The organism is Vibrio rhodolitus (assembly GCF_003350325.1).
Lineage (GTDB): Bacteria > Pseudomonadota > Gammaproteobacteria > Enterobacterales > Vibrionaceae > Vibrio > Vibrio rhodolitus.
In genome coordinates this window covers 42156-68210 of sequence record NZ_QLYZ01000022.1, presented here as the reverse complement: position 1 = coordinate 68210, position 26055 = coordinate 42156, and the positions used below count along the sequence as shown (strand labels likewise).

Sequence of the window (26055 nt, the reverse complement as noted above, 5' to 3'; positions counted from 1 at the left end):
GAATTGTTTGCACTGACCTAAGGATGGGTGTACGGTTAGAAAAAACAAGGAGATGCGAGTATGACGTTTGAAATCAGTCCCTTATGGCAACAACGTCATGACGACGAACATAAGATTCGCCGCGATGACCACCGTAGCCCATTCCAACGCGATCGCGCGCGTATTCTCCACTCGGCAGCATTTCGTCGCCTACAAGCCAAAACGCAAATTCACGGCACCAGTACCGATGACTTTCACCGTACTCGCCTCACCCACTCGCTCGAAGCGGCGCAGATTGGCACCGGCATTGTCGCCCAACTCAAAAAGAAACAGCCCGAGTTTCGCGACTTACTGCCTTCCGATAGTCTGATTGATTCACTCTGTCTTGCCCATGATATCGGTCACCCACCCTATGGGCATGGTGGTGAAGTGGCGCTCAACTATATGATGCGCGACCATGGTGGCTTTGAAGGTAATGCGCAGACATTTCGCATCGTGACTCAGCTTGAACCCTACACCGAGCACTTTGGTATGAACTTAGTCAGACGAACTTTACTCGGTCTCATGAAATACCCCGCGTTGATTAGCGCCACCCAGTCAGCCAAACGCCCCCAGCCTGTCGCCCATCAACGTAAATTGCGCGCCAAAGATTGGTCGCCCGCTAAAGGGATTTACGATTGCGACAGTGATCTGTTCAATTGGGTATTAGAGCCGTTAGGTGATGAAGAAAAAGTACTCTTCTCACAGATGCGTGAAGAGAGTATCGACAGCCACCAGCACCAAAAAACTCGCTTTAAGTCGCTAGATTGTTCGATTATGGAGCTTGCCGATGATATTGCTTACGGCGTGCATGATTTAGAAGATGCAATTGTACTTGGCATGGTTAACCGCCATCAATGGCATGAAGCGGCAGCCAGCCAGCTTGCTGAATGTGGCGCACCCTGGTTTGAAGAGCATGTAAAATCACTCAGCGAAATGTTGTTTTCGGATACGCATCATAAACGTAAAGATGCGATCGGCGGCATCGTCAATGCTCTGTTGACCAGTATTTCAATCAAGCCTATTGATGCGCCATTCCATACCCACCTACTCGCCTTTAACGCGGTGCTTGAGCCCAATATGGCCAACGCATTGGAAATCTTGAAACGTTTTGTCAGCCAATATGTGATTCAAGCCCCTCATGTTCAGGTAATGGAGTACAAAGGTCAGCAAATCATCATGGATATCTTTGAAGCGCTTAGCGCTGACCCCGAACGATTACTGCCGCTGGAAATCCGCAACAGTTGGCAAGCATTGGAATGTGAAAGCCAAGGTATGCGTATTATCGCCGACTACATCTCATCAATGACAGATGGTCACGCTAAACGTCTACATCAGCAGCTGTTCTCATCTCACTAACCGTAAAAGACCTTAGCCAGCCTGACGACAAAATGGCTAAGGGCGCACGCTTGCTTAATCAGCTAAGCACTGGCGCATAAATGCATCTAATTTGGCAAACAGCGCCTGCTTTTCTTGCGCTGAGATAAAGCTCGCTTCAATCGCATTACGGGTAAACTGCGCTAGCTCCGCTTCGGTTAACGCATGGCTATTCGCCACCGCTAAGAAATTATCCGTCATATAACCGCCAAAATAGGCAGGATCGTCAGAGTTAATCGTCACTTTCACACCTTGGCGAAGCAGCTCGACAATATTATGCTGCTCCATTTTTTCGAACACTTTCAGTTTGGTATTAGATAGCGGGCATACCGTTAGTGGCATTGAAATTTCAGCCAATTCGGTCACCAATGCCGCATCGTCTGAGCAGCGCACCCCGTGGTCTACGCGTGAAACATTGAGTAGCTCTAAGCTGTCGTAAATATTGCTCACTGGTCCCTCTTCCCCCGCATGAGCTACCGTCAAGAAACCTTCTTCACGCGCTTTTGCAAATACACGCTTAAACTTCTCTGGCGGATGACCTAGCTCTGATGAATCTAAACCAATACCAATGATTTTGTCTTTGTGCGGCAGTGCTTGTTCAAGAGTAGTGAACGCGCTCTCTTCATCAAGATGGCGCAAGAAGCACATGATCAAACGACTGGTAATACCAAGCTGTTGCTCGGCATCTTGCAATGCGCGATCAATACCATTCACCACAGTCGCAAATTCAATGCCACGCGCAGTATGGGTTTGCGGATCAAAAAAGATTTCAGTATGAATCACATTGTCTTGCTGACAATGAAGCATGTACGCCCAAGTCAGATCGTAAAAATCTTGCTCATTGATCAGAACGTTAGCACCTTGATAGTAGATATCGAGGAAAGATTGCAGATTGGTAAACTCGTAAGCGGCTTTGACTTCTTCAGGCGTGGCAAATGGCAGGTCAATGTTGTTACGCTGCGCGAGCGAGAACATCATTTGCGGTTCTAATGAGCCTTCAATGTGTAAGTGAAGTTCAACTTTAGGTAGTTGCTGGATAAATTGAGTTTGATTCACGCTTGTCTCCCCATTCAAAAAATAGATTGGTGTGTAACAAGCACTTTTCTCGGCAGAATTTTAGACAATACAAAGAGAAAAGCGCCATGCACTTAACTCTTCGTAATCTGGAATTTGCGGCCCCAGGTAGAGACTCCCACACCTTATTAGTGGGATTATACGAAGCACTGCTTATAAATGGTTGTTAATTAGCCAATTTATAAACGGTTTCGCTGAATTATAGATAGCGTTAGCGTAACTGACAAGTTACTTACTAGGATAATTCTTTTCAAACACTCCTTGAGGCATCTGCTCAATTTGAAATTGAATCATATTGTCAAAGGCACTGAGCAATGGGGTAAAGTCGCGCTCTGGCTCTAACAACGTCAGAATGTGAAAGCCTGCCTCTACAGTAGATAGCGCATTGTCACTCGGCGCTTTGCGGATGCGGTAATTACCTTTCAACTCCGTGGGTAAACGTAGCAGAGGCAAAGCCTGCAAATTGGCTGACAGTTGCCACATTTTGTAGGCTTTTTTCCAAGTGCCATCGAGTAAGATCACGCGCATTTTTGGTTGCTGACGCAATAGGTCCGCTTGCGCCTCTTGTGAGGTTTCGCCGGGATATAAGACAAAATGTGCGACATTTTGCTGCGATAATAGCTGATTTAGCTCATCATGTTGGGAAAAGTCTTCACCGACAAAGTGGTGGCTGTTTGGCAATGAAAGCGTCAAAATACGCGCCGTACCCATTGGACGTTTCGCTTCTGACGGATGTTGCAGGATGATTAACTCAACATTCGATGTTAGGCTTTGTATCCATTGACAAATACACGCTTTGAGTGACTTTCCGCATTGAGAACAATATCGAGACATGATGTGCAGTTAATCTTACTGTTAGTGATGGTGAGTTTAGTCTGTCTGATCCTACAAATCCCCCACCTCTCAGCTGTGGCTGAATGGCGCATCGACTCTATCGAACAGGGAGAGTGGTTGCGCATCCTATCAGGAAACTTCACTCATACCAACTTTACTCATCTGGCAATGAATCTTGGTGCGCTGTGGATCATGGCATTTATCTTTCGCCCTAGTGCAATTAGCTACGCAATTTTACTGCTTATTATCAGCTTAGGAGTAGGAACCGGTCTTCTATTCAGTTCGATACCCATCTACCTAGGACTCTCTGGTAGCTTGCATGGTCTCTTCGCCTTCTATGCTTTAAGCGAGGCGCTACAAGGAAGAAAAAGCAGTTGGTTACTGCTCGCGGGAGTGGTAATTAAAGTCATCTGGGAGATGACTCAGGGCGCTTCAGTTTCAACGGCAGAGTTAATTGACGCAAGAGTGGCAGTCGAAGCGCATCTAACTGGCGTATTAATCGCAATACCAATAGCTGGCTTGAATTATATTTACCACAAAAATGGTCGTTAGATCGCAGCCAAAATAGATATAGTTATTGTTTCATACCTAAACCTTGCTATGCTGCTCCATCAATCTAGTTGTCTTGGGGATGGATATCCTTGGCGCAGACCAATATCGTCACCACCCCAAATTGAAACCTAAACCTGCAACATAGTTACGTCGCTCGAGTTTATAGAGTTAAGCCCTATGACCACCACTGCCCAAAGACGTGAAGAGATCCTTCACTACATTCAAACTCACCAAAAAGGTGAAGTTAACCATTTTTCTGAACTTTATGATGTTTCAGAGGTTACGATTCGCAATGACCTAAACTACTTGGAAAAGAAAGGCTGCGTGACTCGTTGTTATGGCGGGGCCTTGCTCAACAACCAGTTTGCCTTCGAGCGCCCACTTAACGATAAAAAGCAGCTCAATTGTGATATCAAAGCGAAACTCGGTGAATACGCAGCCTCTTTGGTACAAAGCGGCGACAAAATCATTCTTGATTCAGGCTCAACCACGGAACAAATCGCCCATCACCTCAACCCCAAGCATAATCTTGTCGTCATGACCAACGGCATTAATATCGCCTATCATCTCGCTAACCAAGAGAACATCGAAGTGATGGTTAGCGGAGGCGTAATGCGTCATAACTCCTATTCCGTGCATGGCACTGGTGGCGAAGAATTCTTAGCTGGCTTTCGCTTCAATAAACTATTTTTAGGCGTTGATGGTTTTGACAAGATTGCTGGCATTACCACTCCGCATCAAGGCGAAGCTGACATTAACCGTAAAATGGTCGAAGCGGCACAAACCGTTATTGCGGTTACTGACTCTTCTAAGTTTAACCGCCAAAGCTTTTGCTTAATTGCCCGTCCTGAGCAGTTAAATATCTTAATTACCGATAGTGGCATTCCCCAAGATTATGTCGAGCAACTGACTGAAATAGGCGTCGATGTCCGTATTGTCGATACCATTGCCTAATACACGCCACTAACTTCGCGGCGCAAATAAGCCACTGTAAGCATATTAATTCCCCCTTTCACTTGCTAAGAGCAGTTCAACTAGAACTGCTCTTTTTTTGTTTTTCCGCTTCCGAAAATTACTACAAGTTTGATTTCTGTGATCTGCGTCGATTTGGTTATCGAAACCCTTTTACTTCGTAAGGTTTTCATTTCGCTTTCACTGTTTCACTTCATAAACCTAATCTCAAACTGGTTCGCAACACAAAATAAGCCCCTAACAGTGAAAGAAAAGCCTTTCACTTTTGCTCAAACGAAAGGTTAAGACCCAACAAAACGAAAGAAAACCGTTTGTGATCTACCTTTCGTTTTCAGCCCCGATTTACTGCTTTAATCCAAATCAAAAGAAATCGAAACATTTCACTCCTTAAATTGAAATGTAACGAAAGGGAAATTGGTAAATGACCAGTGCAGAACGAAGACAGCAAATCATGGCGCATATTCGCAGCCATGGCTCAGGCAAGGTAGACGAGTTTGCTCAGCAATACGACGTCTCTGCTGTCACTATTCGTCATGATCTCAACTTACTGGAAAAGCAAGGTTGTGTATTCCGTTGTTACGGTGGCGCGACATTAAACCCGAACTTCGCTTTCGAACAACCTTTGCACCGTAAGGATCAGCTTAATCGCAGTGCCAAGCAATATATCGCCGAAGCTGCGGCAAAGCTCGTTAACGATGGCGACACCATCATTTTGGATTCAGGTACCACCATAGGACTGATGCCACAGTATCTCAGTAACAAACAGCATTTGGTGGTGATGACAAATGCGCTCAACACCGCTTATCAGTTGAGCAATAACGACAATGTTGATTTGCATGTCGTCGGCGGCAATTTACGCCGCGCATCGTGTTCATTGACCGGTCATCAAGGTGAGCAACAAGTTCGTGCTTATCTATTCGACAAACTGTTTCTGGGTGTCGACGGATTTGATCTGCAAGCCGGTATTACCACGCCTGACAATCATGAGGCGCAAATGAACCGTGCGATGTGCGATGTCGCTCGCCAAGTGATTGCAGTCACTGACTCAAGCAAGTTCGGACGCAAGAGTTTTTGCATGATCCGAGCGGCGCACCAAATCGATGTTTTGGTTACCGACAGCAATATTCCACATGCCACTCACCAAGCGTTAGCTGATATGGGTGTCACCGTCATTCTTGCAGACCGAACTGTAAATTAGGATTAAAAATGAAAGCGTTACTTTCTCTTATCGACCAACACAAACAAGGCAATGCCACTGGCATTTACTCAGTTTGTTCTGCGCACCCACTCGTGCTTGAAGCTGCGATTAAGCAAGCAGCACAAGACGAACAGCTTGTTTTAATTGAAGCGACATCAAACCAAGTGAATCAATTTGGTGGCTACACAGGTATGACACCAAAAGACTTCGCCGAGCATGTGTTTGCCCTAGCTGAACGTTTGAATTTCCCTGCTGAAAATATTGTTTTAGGTGGCGACCACTTAGGTCCTAACTGCTGGCAACACTTACCAGCAAGCCAAGCGATGGAATATTCAGAGCAGATGATCAATGACTATGTCTTAGCGGGTTTTAAGAAAATCCACCTAGATTGCTCAATGTCATGCGCTGACGACCAAACTCCGCTAAGTGAAGCCATCATGGCAGAGCGTGCCGCCAAACTATGTCTGGTTGCAGAAAATGCATGGAAGATCGCAGGCGGTGAAGCCCCGGTTTATGTGGTTGGTACCGAAGTTCCAACCCCAGGTGGTGCTCTGGAATCTTTAGAAGAAGAAGGGATTGAAGTCACTAAGCCTGAAGAAGCCATCGTGACCCTTGACGCTCACCATCAAGCATTTAGCGATATGGGTCTTGGTTACGTGTGGCCTCGCGTTATTGGTCTTGTTGTTCAGCCAGGTGTGGAATTTGACCATCACAGTGTACACCACTATGACAGCGTCGCCGCGCAATCACTGAGCCAACTTATAGAGAGTCAGCCAAACCTTGTGTTTGAAGCGCACTCTACCGATTACCAAAATCCGGTGGCTTACCACGAATTAGTTCGCGACCACTTTGCCATCTTAAAGGTCGGTCCTGCTCTAACATTTGCTCTGCGCGAAGCGCTTTATGGCTTAGACCGCGCGGAAAAGGAGTGGTTAGGCACACACAAAGCGTCTCACCTACGTGAAACCATCGAACAAGTGATGCATGAGCAACCAAACTACTGGCGTTCACACTATGCCAGCAAAGGGCATCAACAATTCTTAGACTGCAGCTACAGCTTAAGCGATCGCATTCGTTACTACTGGACTCATCCAGAAGTGCAAGCCGCGCAACAAGCACTGTTTGACAACTTAACTGCTAAGCCGCTGCCTATGACTCTCCTTAGCCAATATTTACCAAATCAAGCTAAGGCTATTTCTCAACACCAAATACCGAATCAACCCGCTGAGATTGTAATGCACAAGATTATGGAAGTAACACAAGTCTATTCAGAAGCTTGTTACGCAAACGCAGTGGTATGCAAGGAGACTATCAAATGAGTTCATTTTTAGGCTATGAACTGCCTTGGCTAGAAACGCACAACGGCGTTCACACAGCACAAGAGATCAGCCACCAACCACGTTTATGGCGCGCTCTGTCTGACATTCTAGAACAACAATATGATGCAGTGAGTGCTTTCCTTAACCCGCTTCTTGCGCGTTCAGATCTACGCATCATTCTGACTGGTGCTGGTACCTCGGCATTCGTTGGTGATGCGGCTGCACCATTTATCAGCGCAGGTCTTGGTTTCCGTGTTGAATCAATTCCAACCACAGATTTGGTTTCAAACCCAACTCAATACCTTGACCCAAGCCGTCCGACACTGCTGGTCTCTTACGCTCGTTCAGGTAACAGCCCTGAGAGTGTGGCAGCGGTTGCCTTGGTTGATCAACTTGTACCTGATTGCCACCACCTATTTTTAACTTGTAACGCAGAAGGCGCGCTGTCTCGCTACGCAGAAAACGCAAACAACGCTTACTGCATGCTGATGCCAGAAGGCTCAAACGATAAAAGCTTTGCGATGACCTCAAGCTTTAGCTGCATGCTGATGTCAACGCTGACACTACTGGGTGGTCAAACACCAACAGAGTGGAAGCAGCAAATCGAAGCCACTGCGGCACTGTGTGAAGGCAAACTTGAACAATGGCAAACCGCAGTTAAAGAACTTGCGAGCCAACCTTTCCAACGTCTAATCGTACTGGGTAGTGGCGGTTTTGCAGGTCTCGCACGTGAAGCATCACTTAAGTCTCTTGAGCTGAGCGCAGGCCAAGTGATGACAGCTTACGATTCATCTCTTGGTTTCCGCCATGGTCCTAAGTTCACCATCGACCAAAGCGCGCTGGTCATTCAACTGCTTTCAAGTGAAGCCTACACGCGCCAATACGACATGGATCTGTTCAATGAAATCCGTCGCGATAAGCAAGCACTGGCACACATCGCAATTTCTGAGCTGCCATTGAATGAAGAAGCGGTATTTGAACTTGGTCAACTTGACCTTGGCGACCAATGGCTGTGCTTCCCATACATCGTTTTCTGCCAAATGTTGGCTTTTGAAAAATCACTTCAACTAGGTTTTGGTCCAGACAATCCGTGTCCAACTGGTGAAGTAAACCGAGTAGTGCAAGGCGTCACTATCTACCCATACAACAAATAATAATTTTAAAGGAAATCATCATGCCAAATATCGTTTTAAGTCGTATCGACGAGCGTCTAGTTCACGGGCAAGTAGGTGTGCAGTGGGTAGGTTTTGCTGACGCCAACATTATCGTTGTGGTTAACGACGAAGTCGCTGAAGACACAATTCAACAAAACTTGATGGAAATGGTCCTTGCTGACGGCATCGCGATTCGTTTCTGGACAGTGCAAAAGACTATCGAAACCATCCACAAAGCATCAGATCGTCAACGCATTCTACTGGTTTGCCGCACGCCAAAAGACTTCCGTCAATTGGTTGAAGGCGGTGTGCCAATTAGCAATATCAACGTAGGTAACATGCACTACGCAGAAGGTAAAAACCAAATTGCCAAAACAGTCTCAGTCGATGCTGATGATGTGGCGGAATTTGGACGACTAAAAGCACTAGGAGTGACGTGCACTATTCAAGGTGTGCCAACTGAAAGTGCAACTGACATCTTTACTCTTATCTAAACATAAGGACACCAATCATGGAAATAGGACTCTTACAGGCGTTGATGCTCGGCATCCTAGCCTTCTTTGCTGGCCTAGATTTATTTAATGGTCTTACACACTTCCACCGCCCAGTGGTACTTGGTCCGCTAGTTGGTCTGATTTTAGGCGACTTGCAAACCGGTATTCTAGTCGGTGGTACGCTAGAACTGATTTGGATGGGTCTAGCGCCGCTAGCAGGTGCTCAGCCACCAAACGTAATCATCGGTACTATCGTTGGTACGGCTTTCGCTATCACCACTAAAGTAGATCCTAACGTCGCGGTTGGTGTCGCTGTTCCTTTCGCTGTTGCGGTACAAATGGGTATCACCCTACTGTTCTCGGCTATGTCAGCAGTTATGTCTAAGTGTGACGAGTTCGCACAAAACGCCGATACCGACGGTATCGAACGCGTGAACTACATGGCACTTGCGGTTCTAGGTTCTTTCTACTTCCTATGCGCATTCTTACCAGTTTACCTAGGTGCAGAACACGCAGGAAAGATCGTTGAAGTACTACCAAAAGACCTAATCGATGGTCTAGGCGTAGCCGGCGGCATCATGCCAGCTATCGGTTTCGCAGTACTGATGAAGATCATGATGAAGAACGCTTACATCCCTTACTTCATCCTAGGTTTCGTTGCAGCAGCATGGCTACAACTACCAATCCTAGCGATTGCAGCCGCAGCTACTGCGATGGCAATCATCGACTTTATGCGCAAAACAGAACCAGCACCTGTAACTGCACCAGCTGAGGACTTTGAAGATGGAATCTAATGTAAGCAACGAACTCGACCTTCGTAAACAAAACGCTGATGTGCAGCCAGCTCCTGGTGTTAGCGCAGATGAATATGAAAACAAAGAAATTGGCGCAGAGCTAACCAAAGCGGATATCAACCGTATGGCATGGCGCTCACTACTGCTCCAAGCTTCTTTCAACTACGAACGTATGCAGGCTTCTGGTTGGCTATACGGTCTATTACCAGCGCTTAAGAAGATCCACACCAACAAAGCGGATCTGGCTAAAGCGATGCAAGGTCACATGGGTTTCTTCAACACACACCCATTCCTAGTGACATTCGTTATGGGCGTTGTGCTGGCGATGGAACGTTCTAAACAGAACATCAACAGTATCCAAAGTACCAAGATTGCCGTTGGTGCACCAATGGGCGGTATCGGTGATGCGATGTTCTGGCTAACCCTACTCCCAATCTGTGGTGGTATCGGTGCCGACCTTGCCCTACAAGGCTCAATCATGGGTGCGGTGTTCTTTATCGTGCTGTTTAACGTGGTGCACTTCGGTCTACGTTTTGGTCTTGCTCACTATGCATACCGCATGGGTGTAGCGGCAATCCCTGTGATTAAAGCCAACACCAAGAAAGTGGGTCACGCAGCTTCAATGGTGGGTATGACCGTAATCGGTGCGCTAGTTGCAACTTACGTTCGCCTATCAACCACTGCTGAAATCACGGCAGGTGACGCGGTAGTCAAACTACAAGCAGACGTTATCGACAAGCTGATGCCAGCGTTCCTACCACTGGTTTACACCTTAGGTATGTACGCGCTAGTTAAACGTGGTTGGAGCCCACTGAAACTTATCGGTATCACGGTAACACTAGGTATTGTTGGTCGCTTTATGGGCTTCCTATAACCCCTACGCTCTCCAAACTATAAAAATGAAAAACGGGGCTGATGCGTCAGCCCCAATAAGGAAACAAAAATGATTGCTGTTATTTTATCTGGTCACGGTGGCTTTGCTTCAGGTATCGCTAAAGCGATTTTTCAGGTCATTGGTGAACAACCTCAATTTAAATTTATCGACTTCCCAGAAGAGGCAACCACTCCACAGCTTGAAGCGCAAATGCGTGAAGCGATTGCAGAAATCGACTCAGGTGAAGGCATTGTCTTCTTAACAGACTTACTGGGCGGTACGCCTTTCCGTACAGCATCTCTACTTAGCCAAGAGCGCAACGATATCGAAGTTGTGACTGGCACGAACTTACAAATGGCAGCAGAAATGTTGCTAGAGCGCGATGAACTTAAGCTTGTCGAATTTCGCGACCAAGCGGTGGAATGTGGTCATCGTGGTATTACTTCACTTGCTGCTGAAATGGCAGCCAAAGCGGAACATAAAGAAGCGGTAGAAGAAGATGGCATCTAATCGACTCTCACCAACTCATCAAAGCTATCGCGCTCAACGTGTGTTGCACGGTGCGACTTGGCTAAATGATGCACTAATTACCATCGACCAAGATGGAATTATCTGTGCAATCGAGCCATTTAACGCCCAACAACACAACAACTTTATCGACCTTGGTGAAGTGAGCTTACTTCCAGGCATGATTGATAGTCATGTCCATGGCGCGCAAGGCTGCGATGTGATGGATGCCAGTCACGCTAGCTTAAATACCATGTCGCAATACTTTGCCAGCCTTGGCGTAACAAGCTTTGTGGCAACAACCGTAACAGCGCCCGTTGCCAAGATTCGCTCAGCACTACAACAAGTGGCGAAGAGTATGAAACAAGGCGTTGACGGTGCAGAAATCCTCGGCGCTTATTTAGAGGGGCCTTACTTTACCGAAAAAAACAAAGGTGCTCACCCTACCACTTGGTTTCGTGACTTATCAGTGGAAGAGCTCGATAACTGGATCTCTTACGCAGACAACCACCTGATCACTGTCGCTCTGGCACCTGAAAAAGCAGGGGCAATCGAAGCGATTCGCTACTTACGTCAGCAAGGTATCAAAGTCATGCTCGGGCATACCGATGCCAGCTATGACCAAGTTCAACAAGCATTAGACGCTGGCGCGAATGGCATTGTGCATTGTTACAACGGTATGCGTGGTCTTCATCATCGCGACCCAGGCGTGGTTGGCGCAGGTCTGCTGCATACCAACAGCTATGTCGAAATGATTGCTGACGGTCACCATGTTCACCCTGCGGCAATTGATGTCGCTCATCGCTGCTGTGGCAATCGTCTCACGCTGATTACTGATGCAATGAGTGCGACTGGTATGCCAAACGGTGAATACATCCTCGGCGAATACACAGTGCATATGAAAGATGGTGTGGTCACTACCGATGCGGGCGGTTTAGCCGGTAGCACTCTGACTTTGCCTCGTGCAGTACAAAACATTCAACAGTGGCTCAACTTGCCACTGGAGCAAGCATGGCTGATGGCGTCTTTAACCCCAGCTCAATCTTTAGGCTTGCAAGACCAATTAGGCAGCTTAGAAGTAGGCAAACGCGCTTCTATGGTTGCAATTAAATCAGATTTCTCAATTGTTAAAACTTGGGTGGATGGACGCCTTGTCTTTAAGGCGCAACAACCAAGTCAGGAGGCTTTATGTATCTAATTTCTTCTCGTGAAATGCTAAAACGTGCTCAAAAAGGCGGTTACGCGGTTCCTGCATTCAATATCCACAACCTAGAGACTGTTCAAGTTATCGTTGAAACAGCATCTGAAATGGGATCTCCTGTCATTCTAGCTGGTACGCCAGGTACTTACGATTACGCTGGTACTGATTACCTGATCAATATTTGTAAGTCAGCGGCGCAAAAACATAAGATCCCTTTGGTGCTTCATCTTGATCACCATGAAGATCAGCAAGATATCTACAATAAAGTGCACCAAGGTATCCGTTCAGTCATGATTGATGGCTCACACCATGCCTTTGACCAAAACATCGAAATCGTACGTTCAGTGGTGGATTACTGTAACCGTTTTGATGCCAGCGTTGAAGCTGAGCTGGGCCGTCTAGGTGGCCAAGAAGATGATCTTATCGTCGACAGCGCAGATGCGCTTATGACAGACCCAGCATCAGCGGCTGAGTTTGTCCGCCGCACTGGCATTGACTCGCTAGCGGTCGCTATCGGTACAGCTCACGGTCTATATAAAGCCGAACCTAAACTGGATTTCGAGCGTCTAGAAAAAATCCGTTCAGTCGTGGATATCCCACTGGTACTACACGGCGCATCAGGTGTGCCAGATGAGATGGTTCGTCGCTGTATCGACCTAGGCATCTGCAAAGTAAACGTTGCAACTGAGCTGAAAATCGCTTTCGCAGATGCAGTAAAACACTACTTTGGCGATCACCCAGACGCAAATGACCCACGTAAATACATCATTCCAGGTAAAGCGGCAATGAAAGAAGTGGTGATGAGTAAGATCCGCGTTTGTGGCAGTGAAGGTCGTATCTAGGTCACTTCAATAAGCGGTTTTAAAATCCTCAAGCTATCTCTCCTGAAAGCTGTAGGTTAACACCCTCCCCCCCCTATAGTCGGTGTTATTTAAGGGAGCCTCTAGTCAAGGCTCCCTTTTTCTGTTTTATGCTTATCAAATGCTTGCCACGATGAAGGCTCACCTTCTAGCGTTAACGGATAAACCAATTTATCTGGCTTAGCGTAGCTAAGGCGATGCAATCGCTGCGTTGAGTGATAGCTATCAAGACCCGAAATGGTAACTAAATCTAGCGCCTCGACATCGATATAACCGTCAGGCATCACTGCTTTACGTGCTAGCCAAAGACGATCAATTTCACCAATCACAAGTTCGGTCTGGTTCGCCGCAATTGTGATGCGTTCAACCAAACGCATGCCCATTTTCAAACGGCTCTGCTGCACAAACGGGGCGGGAAAATCGGTGTCGTATTGAGCACTTAGCCCAACCATATCAAATTCTGATTGGCTTTTTTCATAACGCGCAGAGGTTTGATGTGCTTGCAAGGCAATGTCGTCCGAAACGGCATTAATCGTGTAATAGCCACTACTGATAATATTCTCTAAAGTATGTCGCTCAACAGAATGTGGGCGAGAGATAAAACCAATCAAAGCGGGTGAAGAACCCAAATGAATCACGGAAGAAACAATCGAGAGATTCTCATTTCCGTTGGCATCGACAGTACCAATCAAGTTCGCGCTTTTATAGCCAACCACCGAATTGATAAGTTTAACGCGACCAAGGTGGTCCATGCCTTTAATATCGTGTTGATTAAGTTTGGTTAATGTCATCATAAACACAAGCGACTCCACTACATTTGAGCAGAGTCGTTAGTCATCCTTTTGGTTATTTTGGCATGATCACAGTATCAATCACATGAATAACACCGTTGCTCGCTTTAACATCGGTCGCCACCACATTCGCATTGTCGACCATGACTTTGCCGTCATTAACCTTGATCATTACATCCTGCCCTTGCACTGTGGTGGCTTTATCTAGCTTGACTACATCGGCTGCCATCACTTTGCCCGGTACAACATGGTAGGTCAAAATCGCTATCAGCTTGTCTTTGTTTTCTGGCTTAAGCAACATTTCCACTGTGCCTTCTGGCAATTTTGCAAACGCGTCATCCGTTGGTGCAAATACCGTAAATGGACCTTCGCCTTTCAGTGTTTCAACCAGACCAGCAGCTTTCACCGCAGCGACCAAGGTAGTAAATGAACCATTTTCAACCGCGACATCAACAATGTCTGCTTTCTTCATTCCATGATCGTGAGCTTGTGCTGATGAGAGCATAACAAGCGTAGCAAACAAAGTGGTCATAGTGACTAAGATGCGTTTTAACATAGATACTTTCCTCTGTAATGAATTTGGAAACGACTGTTTCCATCCAATCGAAGGAGTTCTACGGCAGCCAGCTTTTAAGCGATCAATTGATCGTTTCAGCTAAAGTTGAGGTATCTGTTATCAGTTTGCATACTAAGGAGCAAAAAATGGCAATGTCGCTACGTACACTCGAACTGTTCTTCTATCTCGATAAATTAGTTGTCCACTCTTTAGATATGTCGCTTTATCAAGTCTCGGTTGAGGTCGATGGAGAGGAGCATTTTATTACCGATGATAAAGGGAAAATGCTGCGAGCATTCTCAATTGTTGAACTACAAAAACAGTGTGCCAATCTTAAAGCAGACAAATGGGTATTAAGGCAACAAAGCGCTTATGATGAAATGGTTGGGTCGCCGATTCGTCAGCAAGACAATACGCTGGAGGTGCCGCTTGGCAACAATAAGCTCTACTAGCCTCAGCAAAATAGAACTATGCCAAACACACAATAAAAAACCGCACTTTTATTAGTGCGGTTTAACATAGCCTTAGTTCAAACAACCATTAAACGATTGGTCGTTGACCTCTGTCGATCAGCTTCATCAATACATTGTCAGCCGCTTCGCCCATTAGAGCCGCAAGCTTTGAAGTGATCTTTTTCTTCTCAACATAGTGAATTGCTAGCACTGTCTTATCTTTACATGCTGCAACGACGATATCGTCGGAAGTTTTAATCTCATCCACTAAACCGAGTGTCAGAGCTTGTGAACCAAACCAGTGCTCACCCGTCGCCACTTTTTCAAGGTCTAAATCTGGGCGACGTTCACGGATAAAGTCTTTAAACAGCACATGAGTCTCTTCAAGCTCTTGCTTGAACTTCTCGCGCGCTTTATCGGTGTTTTCGCCAAACATGGTTAGAGTACGCTTGTACTCACCTGCGGTTAGCTGTTCATACTCAATATCATACTTTTTCAGTACTTTATTAAAATTAGGCAACTGAGCAATAACGCCAATTGAGCCCACAATGGCAAACGGCGCAGAAACAATTTTATCTGCGATACACGCCATCATATAGCCGCCGCTTGCCGCCACTTTATCTACCGAAATAGTTAAAGGCAGACCCGCAGCTTTAAGGCGATCCAGTTGTGATGATGCCAAACCGTAGCCATGCACCATACCACCGCCAGACTCCAGACGTAGCAACACTTCGTCACCTTCGCGCGCCACAGCCAGAATCGCTGTTACTTCTTCACGCAGAGAAGCGACTTCTTTGGCATCAATGCTGCCTTTGAAATCAAGCACAAACAGGTGCGGCTCACGCTTGCTCTCAAGCTCACCCTCTTTCGCGGCTTTTTTGATTTCTTTGTCGCGCGCTTTGCTCTTCTCTTTTTCGCTCTTTTTCTCTGCCTTATCACGAGCTTTAAGGAAAGCATCGTCATGCAGATGATGTTCTAACTGCTCAACCGTGTGTTTGTGTTGCTCTGTTAGGTTGGTGATTTCCAATTCACCTTTTGCAGCACCGCTTCTGCCACCAGCACTTTTAGCAATAATTAAAATCGCTACTAATGCGACTACTACTGTCACAATCTTGGCTAAAAATAACCCGTAGTCCAACAAAAATTCCAAGCTGAATATCCTCTCAATGTGCGAATTAGTGTATTGTAACCGAAGACGAAAAGCAGTTCATAACAATAAGGAAGCATAGCGTGGATTATTCAGTTTCTGATAACGCTCTCAAGGATAAAGTCATTCTAGTTACTGGGGCTGGAGCTGGCATCGGTAAACAAGCTGCAATCAGCTTTGCCAAGCATGGTGCAACCGTGATCTTACTCGGTCGTACTGTAAAGAAGCTTGAGCAAACTTATGATGAGATTGAGAGTGCTGGCTACCCTCAACCGGCAATCATTCCACTCGATATGAAAGGGGCGACAAAACAAAACTATCTGGATATGGTCGACACCATTGAAAGCCAGTTTGGTCGTTTAGATGGCGTACTGCACAATGCCAGTATTCTCGGTGTGATCAGTCCATTTGATCAAATCGGCGAAGACAGCTTTGACGATGTGATGCAAGTAAACGTCAAAGCACAGTTCCTACTGTCACAAGCCTTATTGCCTCTACTGCGCAAATCAGACGACGCACGCATGGTCTTTACCTCATCAACCGTTGGTCATATCGGTCGAGCTTTCTGGGGCACATACGCCATGTCTAAATTTGCGACCGAAGGCATGATGCAAGTACTGGCAGATGAGTTAAGCGATACTAATATCCGAGTTAATGCGATTAACCCAGGTGGTACACGTACTGGCATGCGCGCCAAAGCGTTCCCTGCCGAAGACACCGATTTGCTCAAGACACCAGCGGATATTATGCCGCTCTATCTTTACTTGATGGCGCCAGAAGGCAAACAAGTACATGGGCAATGTATCGACGCCCAACCTAAGAAATAGTTTACTTAAAATCAACGCCTTGCAACTCAGCAAGGCGTTTTTTTATTTCCGCCCTATTGCAGTGATTGCTAGATAAATTATACTGTATAAATATACAGGTACATTTATTCAACAACTGCCTATGTCCGAACTGATTGAACATCTAAAACAGAAGCACTGGCTATGGCAAGGTAATGCCCAAAATCAGCCAACAGAAACCTATTCAACAGGTTTTGCGCTGCTCGATAGCAAGCTGGAAGGCGGCTTTCCTAAGCATGGTGTGATTGAGCTACAAAGCGACTCTGGTATCGGTGAATTACGCTTATTGCTACCTCACCTACTGGCAAGTAGCGAAGAGCGCATGAGTGTATTTATTCAGCCTCCCGGCTACTTGTGCGCCGAGATGTTAGTGGAACAAGGCTTTGACCTCAACCAAATTTTACTTATCTATCCAGAGACCCCACAACACGCCTTGTGGGCAGCCGAGCAATGTTTAAAAAGTGGCACTTGTAGCAACGTTCTACTGTGGCAATCGGAACTGGAAGTTCACCAAGCACGCCGCTTACAAGTGGCAAGTGAAACCGGTCATTGCCTTCACTTTCTGTTTAAGCAAGCCCAGCAAGATATCTTCTCTCTACCCGTCAGTTTAAGTATGCGCTTAGAGCCGCACAATCATGGCTTAACCGTCACCATTACTAAACGTAAAGGCGGCTGGTCACACGGCAGTTTTGTGCTAGATATGCGCACGCGTTGGTCCCAACTCGCAGTCACACAACCAGAACCGGTGGTGATCCCTTTCCCGTTACGCAAACAAGGTTAAACCATGCAGTTGTGGCTTTACCTTCATTTTCCAGCTTTGCAGCTGGATGCCCTGTTTGCCGAACAAAACGATCCAGCGAATGTCGATGAGCAAGCTATGGTGATCGTCGATGGGCAACGTTTTCAAATCGTGCAGGCGAATCCAATGGCGCTCGAACATGGGATTAAAATTGGCATGGGATTGGGAAGTGCCAGCGCACTTTGCCATCAGTTGCAAGTCCATCCTTATCAAGTAGAGCAAGAGCAGCAAACCTTGGTTGATATTGCCCAGTGGCTCTATCTCGTCACCTCCGATATCGTCCTCGTGCCACCGCAAGGCATACTACTCAAAGTCAGTGACATGCTCTGCCTGTATGGCGGCATTGAACGCTATTGGCAAAGTTTGTCTCAGCACCTTAATCAACTGGGTTACCGTTATAGCTATTCCACCGGATTTTCTCCCTATTCGGCGATTTTACTCGCCAAGTCAGCGAAGATGCTTATTTCTAGCGACAAAGCACAACTATTGGAATGCATTAAAACTTACCCGCTGAGTGCCACTGAACTGGCGAGCAAGCAAGTAGCTGCGCTACAACGCGTTGGGGTTAACAACTTAGCCGAGCTGCTGAGTCTGCCGATGGCGGAATTAGCACGTCGTTTTGATATCGATTTGGTCAACTACGTAGGGCGTCTACTCGGGCAATTTAAGCACCCGCTCGATTTTTATCATCCACCAGAGAAGTTTCACAGCTATCTGGAGCTTTTGTATGAAATTGAGAATATTCAGTGGCTTGAGCGCCCACTGAAAAAACTGTTAGAGCGTTTAGAACTATTTCTTACCCTGCGTAATCATGTCGCTTATGAGTTGCAACTGACGCTGCATCAGCGTGATAAACAGAGTGACACTATCCGCTTTACCTCCGCCTGTGGTGATTATATGGCAAAGCACTGGCTCAAGTTGTGCCAGCTGACTTTAGAATCATTCAAGCTCAAAGCCCCGGTGCAAGGTCTAACCTTAGCGATCTTACGTGGCGGGGCGTTAGAGGCAACCAGTCGCGATATGTTTAATGGCCCACAAGGGCAGCAAACCCCACTGGAGTTGATCGGCTTATTGCAAGCCAAACTGGGCAAAGAAAATGTGCGCAAAGTCGCGCTTAGCCATGACCCACGACCAGAGAAAGCGACTCAACTGTGTGACCCAACACTACCTATACCAAGCAAACCGCACGTGGCTCGCTGTCGACCAAGTTTTCTGCTGCCGACTCCTGAGCCACTGCAAGAAAAAGTCTCAATCGTACAAGGTCCTGAGCGCTTTGTGACTGGTTGGTGGGATGGTGATGACATCACGCGAGATTACTTTATTGCCCGTAGCAATACCGGTCGCTGGTTATGGGTGTTTCGCAATCAAGATAAACAGTGGTTTCTCCACGGACAATTTAGTTAACACGGAGTCACCTCATGTCTTATGCCGAGTTATTTTGCCAAACCAATTTCTCTTTTCTCACTGGGGCATCTCATGCAGAAGAGCTGATCTTGCAAGCCGACTTTCTACGCTATCACTCACTGGCGATCACCGATGAATGCTCCGTCGCTGGCGTGGTACGCGCCCACACCGCGATTAAAAACCACCAGCTTGGCGTAAGGCTAATCATTGGCAGTATGTTTTGGCTCAACGGCGAGTGCCAAGTGGTATTACTCTGCCCCAACCGCCAAGCCTATGCGGAGTTGTGCCGTATTATCACCAATGCTCGCCGCCGCAGTGAAAAAGGAGAATATCAACTCTCCGAATGGGATTTGATGTCGATTCGCCACTGCTTAGTGATTTGGCTCCCTACCCATCAAGAGCCGGATCGTAAATGGGGATTGTGGCTCGCTCAGCATCACTCACGCCGTTTATGGCTAGGAGTACAACGTCACTTAAGCAGTGACGACCATGTTTACCTCAGTCATTGCCAGCAGCTCGCTGCAGAGCTACAACTGCCTGTTACTGCTTGTGGTGGGGTTTTAATGCACACCGCTACTCGCTTACCACTGCAACACACTCTTACTGCCATCAAACACGGTGACAGTGTGAGTAACCTAAGCGGGCACTTACTGGTTAATACTGAGCGTTCACTACGCAGCATCGATAAGCTCAATAAGCTGTTTAAGCCAGAGTGGTTACAACAAAGTGTGCAGATAGCGAAACGCTGCACCTTCAGCCTCAGTGAGCTTAAGTATGAGTACCCAAGCGAACTGATCCCTGACGGTGAAACACCGATGAGCTACCTGCGTAAACTGGTCGCTTACGGGAAGCAATTGCGTTTTCCTCATGGCGTACCCGAAGACATTGAACAGACCATTGAGAAAGAGCTAGGGCTAATCGAAGAGCTCAACTATCCGTTTTACTTTCTCACTATTCACGACATCGTGATGTTTGCCAAACGCAGTGACATTCTCTACCAAGGGCGCGGCTCAGCCGCAAACTCGGTGGTCTGTTATTGCTTGGAAATTACCTCGGTTGATCCAAGGCAAATCTCGGTATTGTTTGAACGCTTTATCAGTAAAGAGCGCGATGAGCCGCCGGATATTGATGTCGATTTTGAACATCAGCGCCGTGAAGAAGTGATTCAATACATTTACCAAAAGTACGGTCGTGAGCGAGCCGCCCTCGCCGCGACGGTTATCTCATATCGCTTTAAGAGCGCAGTGCGTGATGTGGGCAAAGCGCTTGGCATTGAAGAAAGTCAACTCGATTACTTTATTAAAAACGTTAATCGTCGTGATCGCGCACAAGGCTGGCAAGCACAAATCGTCCAACTCGGCATTGAGCCTAGCTCGCTCAAAGGTGAGCAGTTTATCCAATTGGTGAATGAGATCATGGGCTTTCCGCGCCATTTATCCCAGCACGTTGGCGGCTTTGTTATCTCCTCTGGTCCTCTTTATGAACTGGTGCCGGTCGAGAACGCTTCCATGACCGATCGCACCGTGATCCAATGGGACAAAGACGATCTTGAAAGCCTCGCTCTGCTTAAGGTCGACGTTTTAGCATTGGGTATGCTCAGCGCCATCCGCAAATGCTTTGCGCTGGTTAAGCGTTTTCATGGTGAAAAACTGTCGATTGCTGAGATCACGCGCCGTCAAGATGATGCGAACGTTTACGGCATGATTCAACGCGCCGATACGGTCGGTGTGTTTCAAATTGAGTCTCGAGCGCAAATGAGCATGTTGCCAAGATTAAGACCGGCTTGTTATTACGATCTGGTGATTCAAATCGCTATTGTTCGTCCCGGTCCCATTCAGGGCGATATGGTGCACCCCTTTCTTAAGCGCCGCAGCGGTGAAGAGGCAATCAGTTACCCTTCAGAAGAAGTCAAACAAGTGCTAAAACGCACCATGGGCGTGCCGATTTTCCAAGAGCAAGTGATCAAACTGGCGATGGTGGCAGCGGGTTTTAGCGGTGGTGAAGCAGACCAATTGCGCCGTGCGATGGCGGCGTGGAAAAAGAATGGCGACTTAGTTAAATTCCGCACTAAGTTGATTGAAGGTATGCTCAGCCGCGGCTATCAAGCTGAATTCGCTGAACGCATCTTTGATCAAATCCTTGGCTTTGGTGAATATGGCTTCCCTGAAAGTCACTCGGCTTCGTTTGCGGTGCTCGCCTACTGCTCTGCATGGCTTAAATTCTATTATCCTGAAGCATTCTATACCTCACTGCTTAATAGCCTACCTATGGGCTTCTACAGCGCTTCACAGTTGATTCAAGATGCGAAGCGACATGGACTAACTATCCTGCCCATATGCGTTAATCATTCGCAGTATGATCATCAAGTGGTGAGCACAAGCAATGGGTTCGCGATTCGCTTAGGGTTAAGACAGATTAAAGGACTCAGCACCGAAAGTGTTGAACGCTTACTAAGTGCACGCAGCGCGCAAGGTTTTACTCACCCTAACCAACTAAAGCACATTGGTTTGAATCGCAGAGACATCGAACTGCTCGCCTCCGCAAACGCACTGCAGAGCATTGCCAATAACCGCTATCAAGCGCGCTGGACAATGATGGACTCACTCTCGGATCTGCCGCTATTTCAGCACATCAATGACGAGCAAAATTGTACGCCTATCAGTACGCCGAGCGATATGCAAACCATGCTGGAAGATTATGGGGCAACTGGAGTGTCACTGAATCAGCATCCCATTACTCTGTTAGATAAAGCCGGGGTATTAGGGCGCTTTACTCGTATGACGCAGTTAATCGACAAACCACATCAATCACTGGTGACTGTCGTTGGTGTCGTGACTGGCAGACAATCACCGGGAACCGCTGCTGGCGTGACCTTCTTCACCCTCGAAGATGATACTGGCAATATTAATGTTGTGGTTTGGCGCGCCACAGCTCGGGCACAACAAAAAGCCTATCTGACCGCTAAGGTTCTACGCGTAAAAGGCATTCTCGAACGTGAAGGCGATGTTACCCATGTAATCGCGGGCAGATTAGAAGATCTCACCGATACACTACATGGCTTGCAAACCAAATCGCGCGATTTCCATTAGACAGGCGATCAAAAAAGGGAGCCTTAGCTCCCTTCTGTGCATGCTCTTGGCTTAATCCAAGCCTAACACCGTTTTTAAACGGTCTTGCGTAACACCAACCAACAGATCCGGTTGGAATTTAGAGATAAAGCGGTCACAACCAACCTTTTTTACCATCGCATCGTTAAAGCTACCACTCAATGAGGTATTGAGCACCACGTGCAGATCTTTCATGCGCGGGTCCATGCGAACTTCATGTGTTAGCTTGTAACCGTCCATTTCTGGCATTTCTGCATCGGTGATCATCAATAGCAGCTCTTCGGCAACATTTTTGCCTTCGTCACTCCAAGATTGCAGTAAACGCAGCGCTTGCAAACCGTCACAACATTCAATGATGTTTAAACCTAGTTGAGACAGGGTACCTTTCACCTGCGCGCGAGCAGTAGATGAATCATCAACAATCAATACATTACGACCAATCATTTGCCCTGCTAGCTGCTCATCGAGCACACCTTCAGAAATCGACACATCGTAATCGATGATCTCAGCCAACACTTTTTCCACATCAATGATTTCGATGATTTGCTCACCTTCATTATCTTTGATGCGGGTAATAGCGGTTAGATAGTTAGAACGTCCCGCCGTTTTCGGTGGCGGCTGAATATCGCTCCAAGTAGTATTGACGATATTGCGCACCTGACCAACCAAGAAACCTTGCACCGTACGGTTGTACTCGGTAATGATGAGGTTTTCTTCTTGATTCTCTAAACGAGATGGCGGAAAGCCAATTGCTGCACGTAAATCGATGATTGGAACCGACACACCACGCAACGAGGCAACACCAGTAATATTGTAATGCGCACCCGGCATTTTAGTTAGAGGCGGTACTTTAATTACTTCACGTACTTTAAACACGTTGATGGCGAACATTTGGCGGCTATTTAAACTAAATAGCAATAGCTCCAAACGGTTTTCACCTACCAGCTTGGTACGTTGGTCGACGGTGTTTAATACTCCGGTCATATCGAATCTCTGCAGCAATTATCTGGATTACATTATGCTTGAACTGCTCGTTGATGAGCCGTCAGTAGATAGCCAGACAGATCAACGAGATAAATTCATTACCCTTCTATCACTTTCATAAGCAATAAGCCATCATATAGTGCCTGTTTTACGAGAGCAGCACCAGTCATAGTTGCTTGTTTATAGAAGCGTGACTCAACTAGTTCCAAATCTTGATGGTAAACGGGCAAGCTTTGCTCACGGATACACTTATGGATAGCTGGGTAGAGAATATCTTTCGCTTGGTTAATCGCCCCGCCGATCAGTACTTTTTCAGGGTTAAATAAGTTAATCACCAGCGCTGCGGCTGCTCCCAGATAAGCACCGAGCTTTTCAATTACATCAACCGCCAGTGGGTCACCATTAACGGCGGCTTCACAAATATCTTCCACGGAAACATCATCAATCGCAGCTAGCGTAGATTCTTCGCCTTTCGCGATGCGCTCTTGCACCTCTGAACGAATCGCCTGAGAGCTGGCGACAGTTTCCAAGCAACCTCGGTTACCGCAATGGCAAAGCTTACCATTAGGATCAATTTGAATATGACCTAATTCACCGATGTTGCCATGACGCCCTTGCAGCACGCGACCATCAAGAATGATGCCGGCACCCAAGCCGTGGTGAATCGAAATCAGTACTGAGTTGTTGTTTTCCTGTGAGTGACCAAATAGCTTTTCAGCCAAAGCCCACGCTCGCGTGTCGTTGGCAATAAAAACAGGAAGACCAGTCGCTTTGTAGATCTCAGGACCGAGGGCAAGGTTTTCGACATTGTAGTGCGGCATTTGCAGCACTATCCCTTGCTCTGAATTGACCAGACCCGGCAGAGTAATCGCGATACTGGTCACACGATCTAGCTGATCTGAATAGGTCTGGAAGAACTCTTCGATTTCGTGCAGTAAACGTGCAAGTACATCTTCTTGATCGATCTCGTGAATATCGATTTTAGTATCAATCAGTACATCGCCGCCAAGCTCGTGCAGAGCGATGGTCAGATACCCACGACCAAGACGCATAGAGAGAAACTGCCAACCCTCGTTATTTACTTGCAAACCAACCGCAGGGCGACCACGACTGGTTGCCTCCTGAACGGTCGTTTCATGCACCAAGTGTGCTTCGATCAATTCTCGAGTAATTTTAGTGATACTTGCAGGAGCAAGCTCGCTCTCTTTCGATAAATCGATGCGAGAAATTGGACCTTTTTGATCAATGAGTTTATATACACGGCCAGCATTGACCTGCTTGATGTGATCAATATGGCCAGGTTGAGCCATGTACATAAAAGAAACTCCGAGAATCAATAACTAATTAATTTTTTTACTTTGCGAAGTAATTGTGAAGCGCCTTGGTAGATCGCCGTGACAAGCGTCACGTATAAGACTAATTGTTTGTGTTCCCTGTCATATAGCGCAGCAATAATTTACGCCGCTCTCACGTTATTTTGCGGATCGAAAAAATAGGTTTTTTAGACTTGACGCACACATTTGAATGGTTATTAATCAATAATTCATCAGGAAACTTGCACTCGATCGGTGCCTATTTGAAATTAGAAACAAGAGGAACTTGGGTTAAATTACACTGATCAAACATTTCAACACAACGTAGACCCGCATCTAAACCGAGTTGGTAGTCATGCAATAATTCCTCTCTATCGCTCATCAAAGAGCTCGAGAGTAAAGGCTGATCCGGTTTGATCTGCACGATATAGCAGTCGTCAGGAGGGGAATGAAGGAAATCCCGGGTCAGTGAATAAGTTTGATAGTGCACCATCAGCATATCCATCAAACTAGAATCAACATTGTCTCCGATTAAATGGCTTAAACGATAGATATCATCAGCGCCAAACAACCAACGACCACCATTTAGTGAGGCGAGCATTTTAGCCTGTTTATCTTGCTTGGAACGCTGAATACGTTCACTGAAAAACGTATTCCAATCGCTCTTCCACTGCCCAAGCTTTTGCTGCCAATGCTCTTGCACCAAGTTTAACGAATCACGATACCATTCCACCTGCGACTTTTGCGTCACCAAAGGCTCAGAGTTTGGTGTTTCATCACCTTCGGTGCGGATCACTACAATGCAACGTGCCCCTTGACGCCAAGCCTCTTGAACGGGAATTGAAGCAGATACACCACCATCAATGTAACGCCCATGGCTAAACTCAACCTCTTTCTCATACAGACGAGGAATAGCACAGCTTGCAATCAGCACTTTCTGCCAATCAGGACCAAGCATAGGTAGATATCGGTCGATTAGTTGACTGGACTCTGTTACCGCAGCAAATGCTTGGCGATTATTGCCAAGCACGCGCCTACCCATATCAACATCAAGCCGATAGGGATAATCACATATCTTGTCTAACGCCCAATCCAGACCAAGGTACTGCTTACTACGGATGTAGCTAAACAAATGAAAAAACTCCGAAGAGGTAGTGAGGTCAAGAATAAATGAGCGACCTATCCCCTTCTGTCGACAAAGGAATGCCGCCAGGTTGAGTGCACCCGCTGAAGTGCCATAAAAACGGTGGAAAGGGTCAAAATCAGAAAGGAGAAACGCATCCAAAACACCAGCAGTAAAAATGCCTCGTTGCCCGCCTCCTTGGGCGACTAGCGCATTCACGCCACTGGTGTATTTGGTTAATCGATCTATATCGACCGAATGAGCAGTGTTGGTAACCACACCGCTGTTATTCATCATGAATACCTG

Annotated in this window: 25 protein-coding genes and 1 riboswitch; of the genes, 17 read left to right on the top strand and 8 right to left on the bottom strand. The window is 46.7% G+C overall.

The window, feature by feature from the left end:
* The first annotated feature begins 60 nt into the window (after window positions 1–60).
* Entirely contained in the window at window positions 61–1377 is a 1317-nt protein-coding gene (locus tag DPF93_RS17845; protein WP_114767433.1) for an anti-phage deoxyguanosine triphosphatase, read from the top strand.
* Between the two features lie 54 nt (window positions 1378–1431).
* Here the strand turns inward: DPF93_RS17845 and DPF93_RS17840 are convergent, their stop codons facing one another.
* On the bottom strand, window positions 1432–2451 hold the full coding sequence (locus DPF93_RS17840) for an adenosine deaminase (protein ID WP_114767432.1): 1020 nt from the start codon (window positions 2449–2451) through the stop codon (window positions 1432–1434).
* An 83-nt stretch (window positions 2452–2534) separates the two neighbouring features.
* A riboswitch (purine riboswitch) is annotated at window positions 2535–2634 on the bottom strand.
* Between the two features lie 63 nt (window positions 2635–2697).
* Complete coding sequence (locus DPF93_RS17835; protein WP_114767431.1) at window positions 2698–3303, bottom strand: tRNA-uridine aminocarboxypropyltransferase; 606 nt, start codon at window positions 3301–3303, stop codon at window positions 2698–2700.
* A gap of 27 nt (window positions 3304–3330) precedes the next feature.
* Here DPF93_RS17835 and rrtA point away from each other — a divergent pair, with 27 nt between their 5' ends.
* The 11 genes from rrtA to DPF93_RS17780 all read left to right on the top strand — a co-directional run bounded on the left by rrtA (window position 3331) and on the right by DPF93_RS17780 (window position 13210).
* Window positions 3331–3855 carry a rhombosortase gene (gene rrtA / locus DPF93_RS17830; RefSeq protein ID WP_114767445.1) on the top strand — a complete coding sequence of 175 codons (525 nt, stop codon included), beginning with the start codon at window positions 3331–3333 and terminating at the stop codon, window positions 3853–3855.
* Window positions 3856–4032: 177 nt separating this feature from the next.
* On the top strand, window positions 4033–4809 hold the full coding sequence (gene agaR / locus DPF93_RS17825; protein WP_114767430.1) for a transcriptional repressor AgaR: 777 nt from the start codon (window positions 4033–4035) through the stop codon (window positions 4807–4809).
* A gap of 439 nt (window positions 4810–5248) precedes the next feature.
* Complete coding sequence (agaR, locus tag DPF93_RS17820) at window positions 5249–6025, top strand: transcriptional repressor AgaR (RefSeq protein ID WP_114767429.1); 777 nt, start codon at window positions 5249–5251, stop codon at window positions 6023–6025.
* 8 nt (window positions 6026–6033) lie between these two features.
* Complete coding sequence (locus DPF93_RS17815) at window positions 6034–7344, top strand: D-tagatose-bisphosphate aldolase, class II, non-catalytic subunit (RefSeq protein ID WP_114767428.1); 1311 nt, start codon at window positions 6034–6036, stop codon at window positions 7342–7344.
* Entirely contained in the window at window positions 7341–8498 is a 1158-nt protein-coding gene (locus DPF93_RS17810) for an SIS domain-containing protein (RefSeq protein ID WP_114767427.1), read from the top strand. The genes DPF93_RS17815 and DPF93_RS17810 overlap by 4 nt, the downstream gene beginning before the upstream one ends.
* Window positions 8499–8518: 20 nt before the next feature.
* Entirely contained in the window at window positions 8519–8992 is a 474-nt protein-coding gene (gene agaV / locus DPF93_RS17805; protein ID WP_114767426.1) for a PTS N-acetylgalactosamine transporter subunit IIB, read from the top strand.
* A gap of 17 nt (window positions 8993–9009) precedes the next feature.
* Window positions 9010–9786, top strand: coding sequence for a PTS N-acetylgalactosamine transporter subunit IIC (gene agaW / locus DPF93_RS17800; RefSeq protein WP_114767425.1), 777 nt, complete (start codon window positions 9010–9012; stop codon window positions 9784–9786).
* Window positions 9776–10660, top strand: a complete 885-nt coding sequence (agaE, locus tag DPF93_RS17795) for a PTS N-acetylgalactosamine transporter subunit IID (RefSeq protein WP_114767424.1) — start codon at window positions 9776–9778, stop codon at window positions 10658–10660. Before agaW ends, agaE begins: the two co-directional genes overlap by 11 nt.
* Window positions 10661–10729: 69 nt before the next feature.
* A complete protein-coding gene (gene agaF / locus DPF93_RS17790; protein WP_114767423.1) occupies window positions 10730–11170 on the top strand; it encodes a PTS galactosamine/N-acetylgalactosamine transporter subunit IIA in 441 nt (146 codons plus the stop codon).
* Complete coding sequence (nagA, locus tag DPF93_RS17785; protein WP_114767422.1) at window positions 11160–12365, top strand: N-acetylglucosamine-6-phosphate deacetylase; 1206 nt, start codon at window positions 11160–11162, stop codon at window positions 12363–12365. The genes agaF and nagA overlap by 11 nt, the downstream gene beginning before the upstream one ends.
* Entirely contained in the window at window positions 12356–13210 is an 855-nt protein-coding gene (locus tag DPF93_RS17780; RefSeq protein ID WP_114767421.1) for a tagatose bisphosphate family class II aldolase, read from the top strand. Before nagA ends, DPF93_RS17780 begins: the two co-directional genes overlap by 10 nt.
* A gap of 101 nt (window positions 13211–13311) precedes the next feature.
* Here DPF93_RS17780 and DPF93_RS17775 read toward each other — a convergent pair whose 3' ends face one another.
* Together DPF93_RS17775 and DPF93_RS17770 are read right to left on the bottom strand one after the other, a co-directional pair.
* Window positions 13312–14019 carry a flavin reductase family protein gene (locus DPF93_RS17775; protein WP_114767444.1) on the bottom strand — a complete coding sequence of 236 codons (708 nt, stop codon included), beginning with the start codon at window positions 14017–14019 and terminating at the stop codon, window positions 13312–13314.
* Window positions 14020–14074: 55 nt separating this feature from the next.
* Window positions 14075–14575: a fasciclin domain-containing protein gene (locus tag DPF93_RS17770; RefSeq protein ID WP_114767420.1), complete on the bottom strand. Its 501-nt coding sequence runs from the start codon at window positions 14573–14575 to the stop codon at window positions 14075–14077.
* Window positions 14576–14721: 146 nt separating this feature from the next.
* Between DPF93_RS17770 and DPF93_RS17765 the strand changes: the two genes are divergently transcribed.
* On the top strand, window positions 14722–15027 hold the full coding sequence (locus DPF93_RS17765; RefSeq protein WP_114767443.1) for a DUF6482 family protein: 306 nt from the start codon (window positions 14722–14724) through the stop codon (window positions 15025–15027).
* 88 nt (window positions 15028–15115) lie between these two features.
* Here DPF93_RS17765 and sohB read toward each other — a convergent pair whose 3' ends face one another.
* Window positions 15116–16177, bottom strand: coding sequence for a protease SohB (sohB, locus tag DPF93_RS17760; protein ID WP_114767419.1), 1062 nt, complete (start codon window positions 16175–16177; stop codon window positions 15116–15118).
* Between the two features lie 80 nt (window positions 16178–16257).
* Between sohB and DPF93_RS17755 the strand changes: the two genes are divergently transcribed.
* From DPF93_RS17755 to DPF93_RS17740, 4 genes are all read left to right on the top strand, one after another.
* Window positions 16258–17001, top strand: a complete 744-nt coding sequence (locus tag DPF93_RS17755; protein WP_114767418.1) for a YciK family oxidoreductase — start codon at window positions 16258–16260, stop codon at window positions 16999–17001.
* Between the two features lie 121 nt (window positions 17002–17122).
* Window positions 17123–17800 (top strand): translesion DNA synthesis-associated protein ImuA, encoded by a 678-nt coding sequence (imuA, locus tag DPF93_RS17750; RefSeq protein ID WP_114767417.1) that lies wholly within the window; start codon window positions 17123–17125, stop codon window positions 17798–17800.
* Between the two features lie 3 nt (window positions 17801–17803).
* Window positions 17804–19222, top strand: a complete 1419-nt coding sequence (locus tag DPF93_RS17745) for a Y-family DNA polymerase (protein WP_114767416.1) — start codon at window positions 17804–17806, stop codon at window positions 19220–19222.
* 14 nt (window positions 19223–19236) lie between these two features.
* Window positions 19237–22311, top strand: coding sequence for an error-prone DNA polymerase (locus DPF93_RS17740; RefSeq protein WP_114767415.1), 3075 nt, complete (start codon window positions 19237–19239; stop codon window positions 22309–22311).
* Window positions 22312–22362: 51 nt separating this feature from the next.
* Here DPF93_RS17740 and DPF93_RS17735 read toward each other — a convergent pair whose 3' ends face one another.
* From DPF93_RS17735 to DPF93_RS17725, 3 genes are all read right to left on the bottom strand, one after another.
* Window positions 22363–23313: a chemotaxis protein CheV gene (locus DPF93_RS17735; RefSeq protein WP_114767414.1), complete on the bottom strand. Its 951-nt coding sequence runs from the start codon at window positions 23311–23313 to the stop codon at window positions 22363–22365.
* 98 nt (window positions 23314–23411) lie between these two features.
* Window positions 23412–24629, bottom strand: a complete 1218-nt coding sequence (gene mlc, locus DPF93_RS17730) for a sugar metabolism global transcriptional regulator Mlc (protein WP_114767413.1) — start codon at window positions 24627–24629, stop codon at window positions 23412–23414.
* Between the two features lie 256 nt (window positions 24630–24885).
* On the bottom strand, window positions 24886–26043 hold the full coding sequence (locus tag DPF93_RS17725) for a patatin-like phospholipase family protein (protein WP_114767412.1): 1158 nt from the start codon (window positions 26041–26043) through the stop codon (window positions 24886–24888).
* Between the last annotated feature and the right edge of the window lie 12 nt (window positions 26044–26055).

What these genes read in the sequence shown, in the direction of transcription:
- DPF93_RS17845 (WP_114767433.1), top strand. Translation starts at nt 61, where the DNA reads ATGACGTTTGAAATCAGTCCCTTATGGCAACAACGTCATGACGACGAA.
- DPF93_RS17835 (WP_114767431.1), bottom strand. Translation starts at nt 3,303, where the DNA reads ATGTCTCGATATTGTTCTCAATGCGGAAAGTCACTCAAAGCGTGTATT.
- rrtA (WP_114767445.1), top strand. Translation starts at nt 3,331, where the DNA reads ATGGTGAGTTTAGTCTGTCTGATCCTACAAATCCCCCACCTCTCAGCT.
- agaR (WP_114767430.1), top strand. Translation starts at nt 4,033, where the DNA reads ATGACCACCACTGCCCAAAGACGTGAAGAGATCCTTCACTACATTCAA.
- agaR (WP_114767429.1), top strand. Translation starts at nt 5,249, where the DNA reads ATGACCAGTGCAGAACGAAGACAGCAAATCATGGCGCATATTCGCAGC.
- DPF93_RS17815 (WP_114767428.1), top strand. Translation starts at nt 6,034, where the DNA reads ATGAAAGCGTTACTTTCTCTTATCGACCAACACAAACAAGGCAATGCC.
- DPF93_RS17810 (WP_114767427.1), top strand. Translation starts at nt 7,341, where the DNA reads ATGAGTTCATTTTTAGGCTATGAACTGCCTTGGCTAGAAACGCACAAC.
- agaV (WP_114767426.1), top strand. Translation starts at nt 8,519, where the DNA reads ATGCCAAATATCGTTTTAAGTCGTATCGACGAGCGTCTAGTTCACGGG.
- agaW (WP_114767425.1), top strand. Translation starts at nt 9,010, where the DNA reads ATGGAAATAGGACTCTTACAGGCGTTGATGCTCGGCATCCTAGCCTTC.
- agaE (WP_114767424.1), top strand. Translation starts at nt 9,776, where the DNA reads ATGGAATCTAATGTAAGCAACGAACTCGACCTTCGTAAACAAAACGCT.
- agaF (WP_114767423.1), top strand. Translation starts at nt 10,730, where the DNA reads ATGATTGCTGTTATTTTATCTGGTCACGGTGGCTTTGCTTCAGGTATC.
- nagA (WP_114767422.1), top strand. Translation starts at nt 11,160, where the DNA reads ATGGCATCTAATCGACTCTCACCAACTCATCAAAGCTATCGCGCTCAA.
- DPF93_RS17780 (WP_114767421.1), top strand. Translation starts at nt 12,356, where the DNA reads ATGTATCTAATTTCTTCTCGTGAAATGCTAAAACGTGCTCAAAAAGGC.
- DPF93_RS17775 (WP_114767444.1), bottom strand. Translation starts at nt 14,019, where the DNA reads ATGACATTAACCAAACTTAATCAACACGATATTAAAGGCATGGACCAC.
- DPF93_RS17770 (WP_114767420.1), bottom strand. Translation starts at nt 14,575, where the DNA reads ATGTTAAAACGCATCTTAGTCACTATGACCACTTTGTTTGCTACGCTT.
- DPF93_RS17765 (WP_114767443.1), top strand. Translation starts at nt 14,722, where the DNA reads ATGGCAATGTCGCTACGTACACTCGAACTGTTCTTCTATCTCGATAAA.
- imuA (WP_114767417.1), top strand. Translation starts at nt 17,123, where the DNA reads ATGTCCGAACTGATTGAACATCTAAAACAGAAGCACTGGCTATGGCAA.
- DPF93_RS17745 (WP_114767416.1), top strand. Translation starts at nt 17,804, where the DNA reads ATGCAGTTGTGGCTTTACCTTCATTTTCCAGCTTTGCAGCTGGATGCC.
- DPF93_RS17740 (WP_114767415.1), top strand. Translation starts at nt 19,237, where the DNA reads ATGTCTTATGCCGAGTTATTTTGCCAAACCAATTTCTCTTTTCTCACT.
- DPF93_RS17735 (WP_114767414.1), bottom strand. Translation starts at nt 23,313, where the DNA reads ATGACCGGAGTATTAAACACCGTCGACCAACGTACCAAGCTGGTAGGT.
- mlc (WP_114767413.1), bottom strand. Translation starts at nt 24,629, where the DNA reads ATGTACATGGCTCAACCTGGCCATATTGATCACATCAAGCAGGTCAAT.
- DPF93_RS17725 (WP_114767412.1), bottom strand. Translation starts at nt 26,043, where the DNA reads ATGAATAACAGCGGTGTGGTTACCAACACTGCTCATTCGGTCGATATA.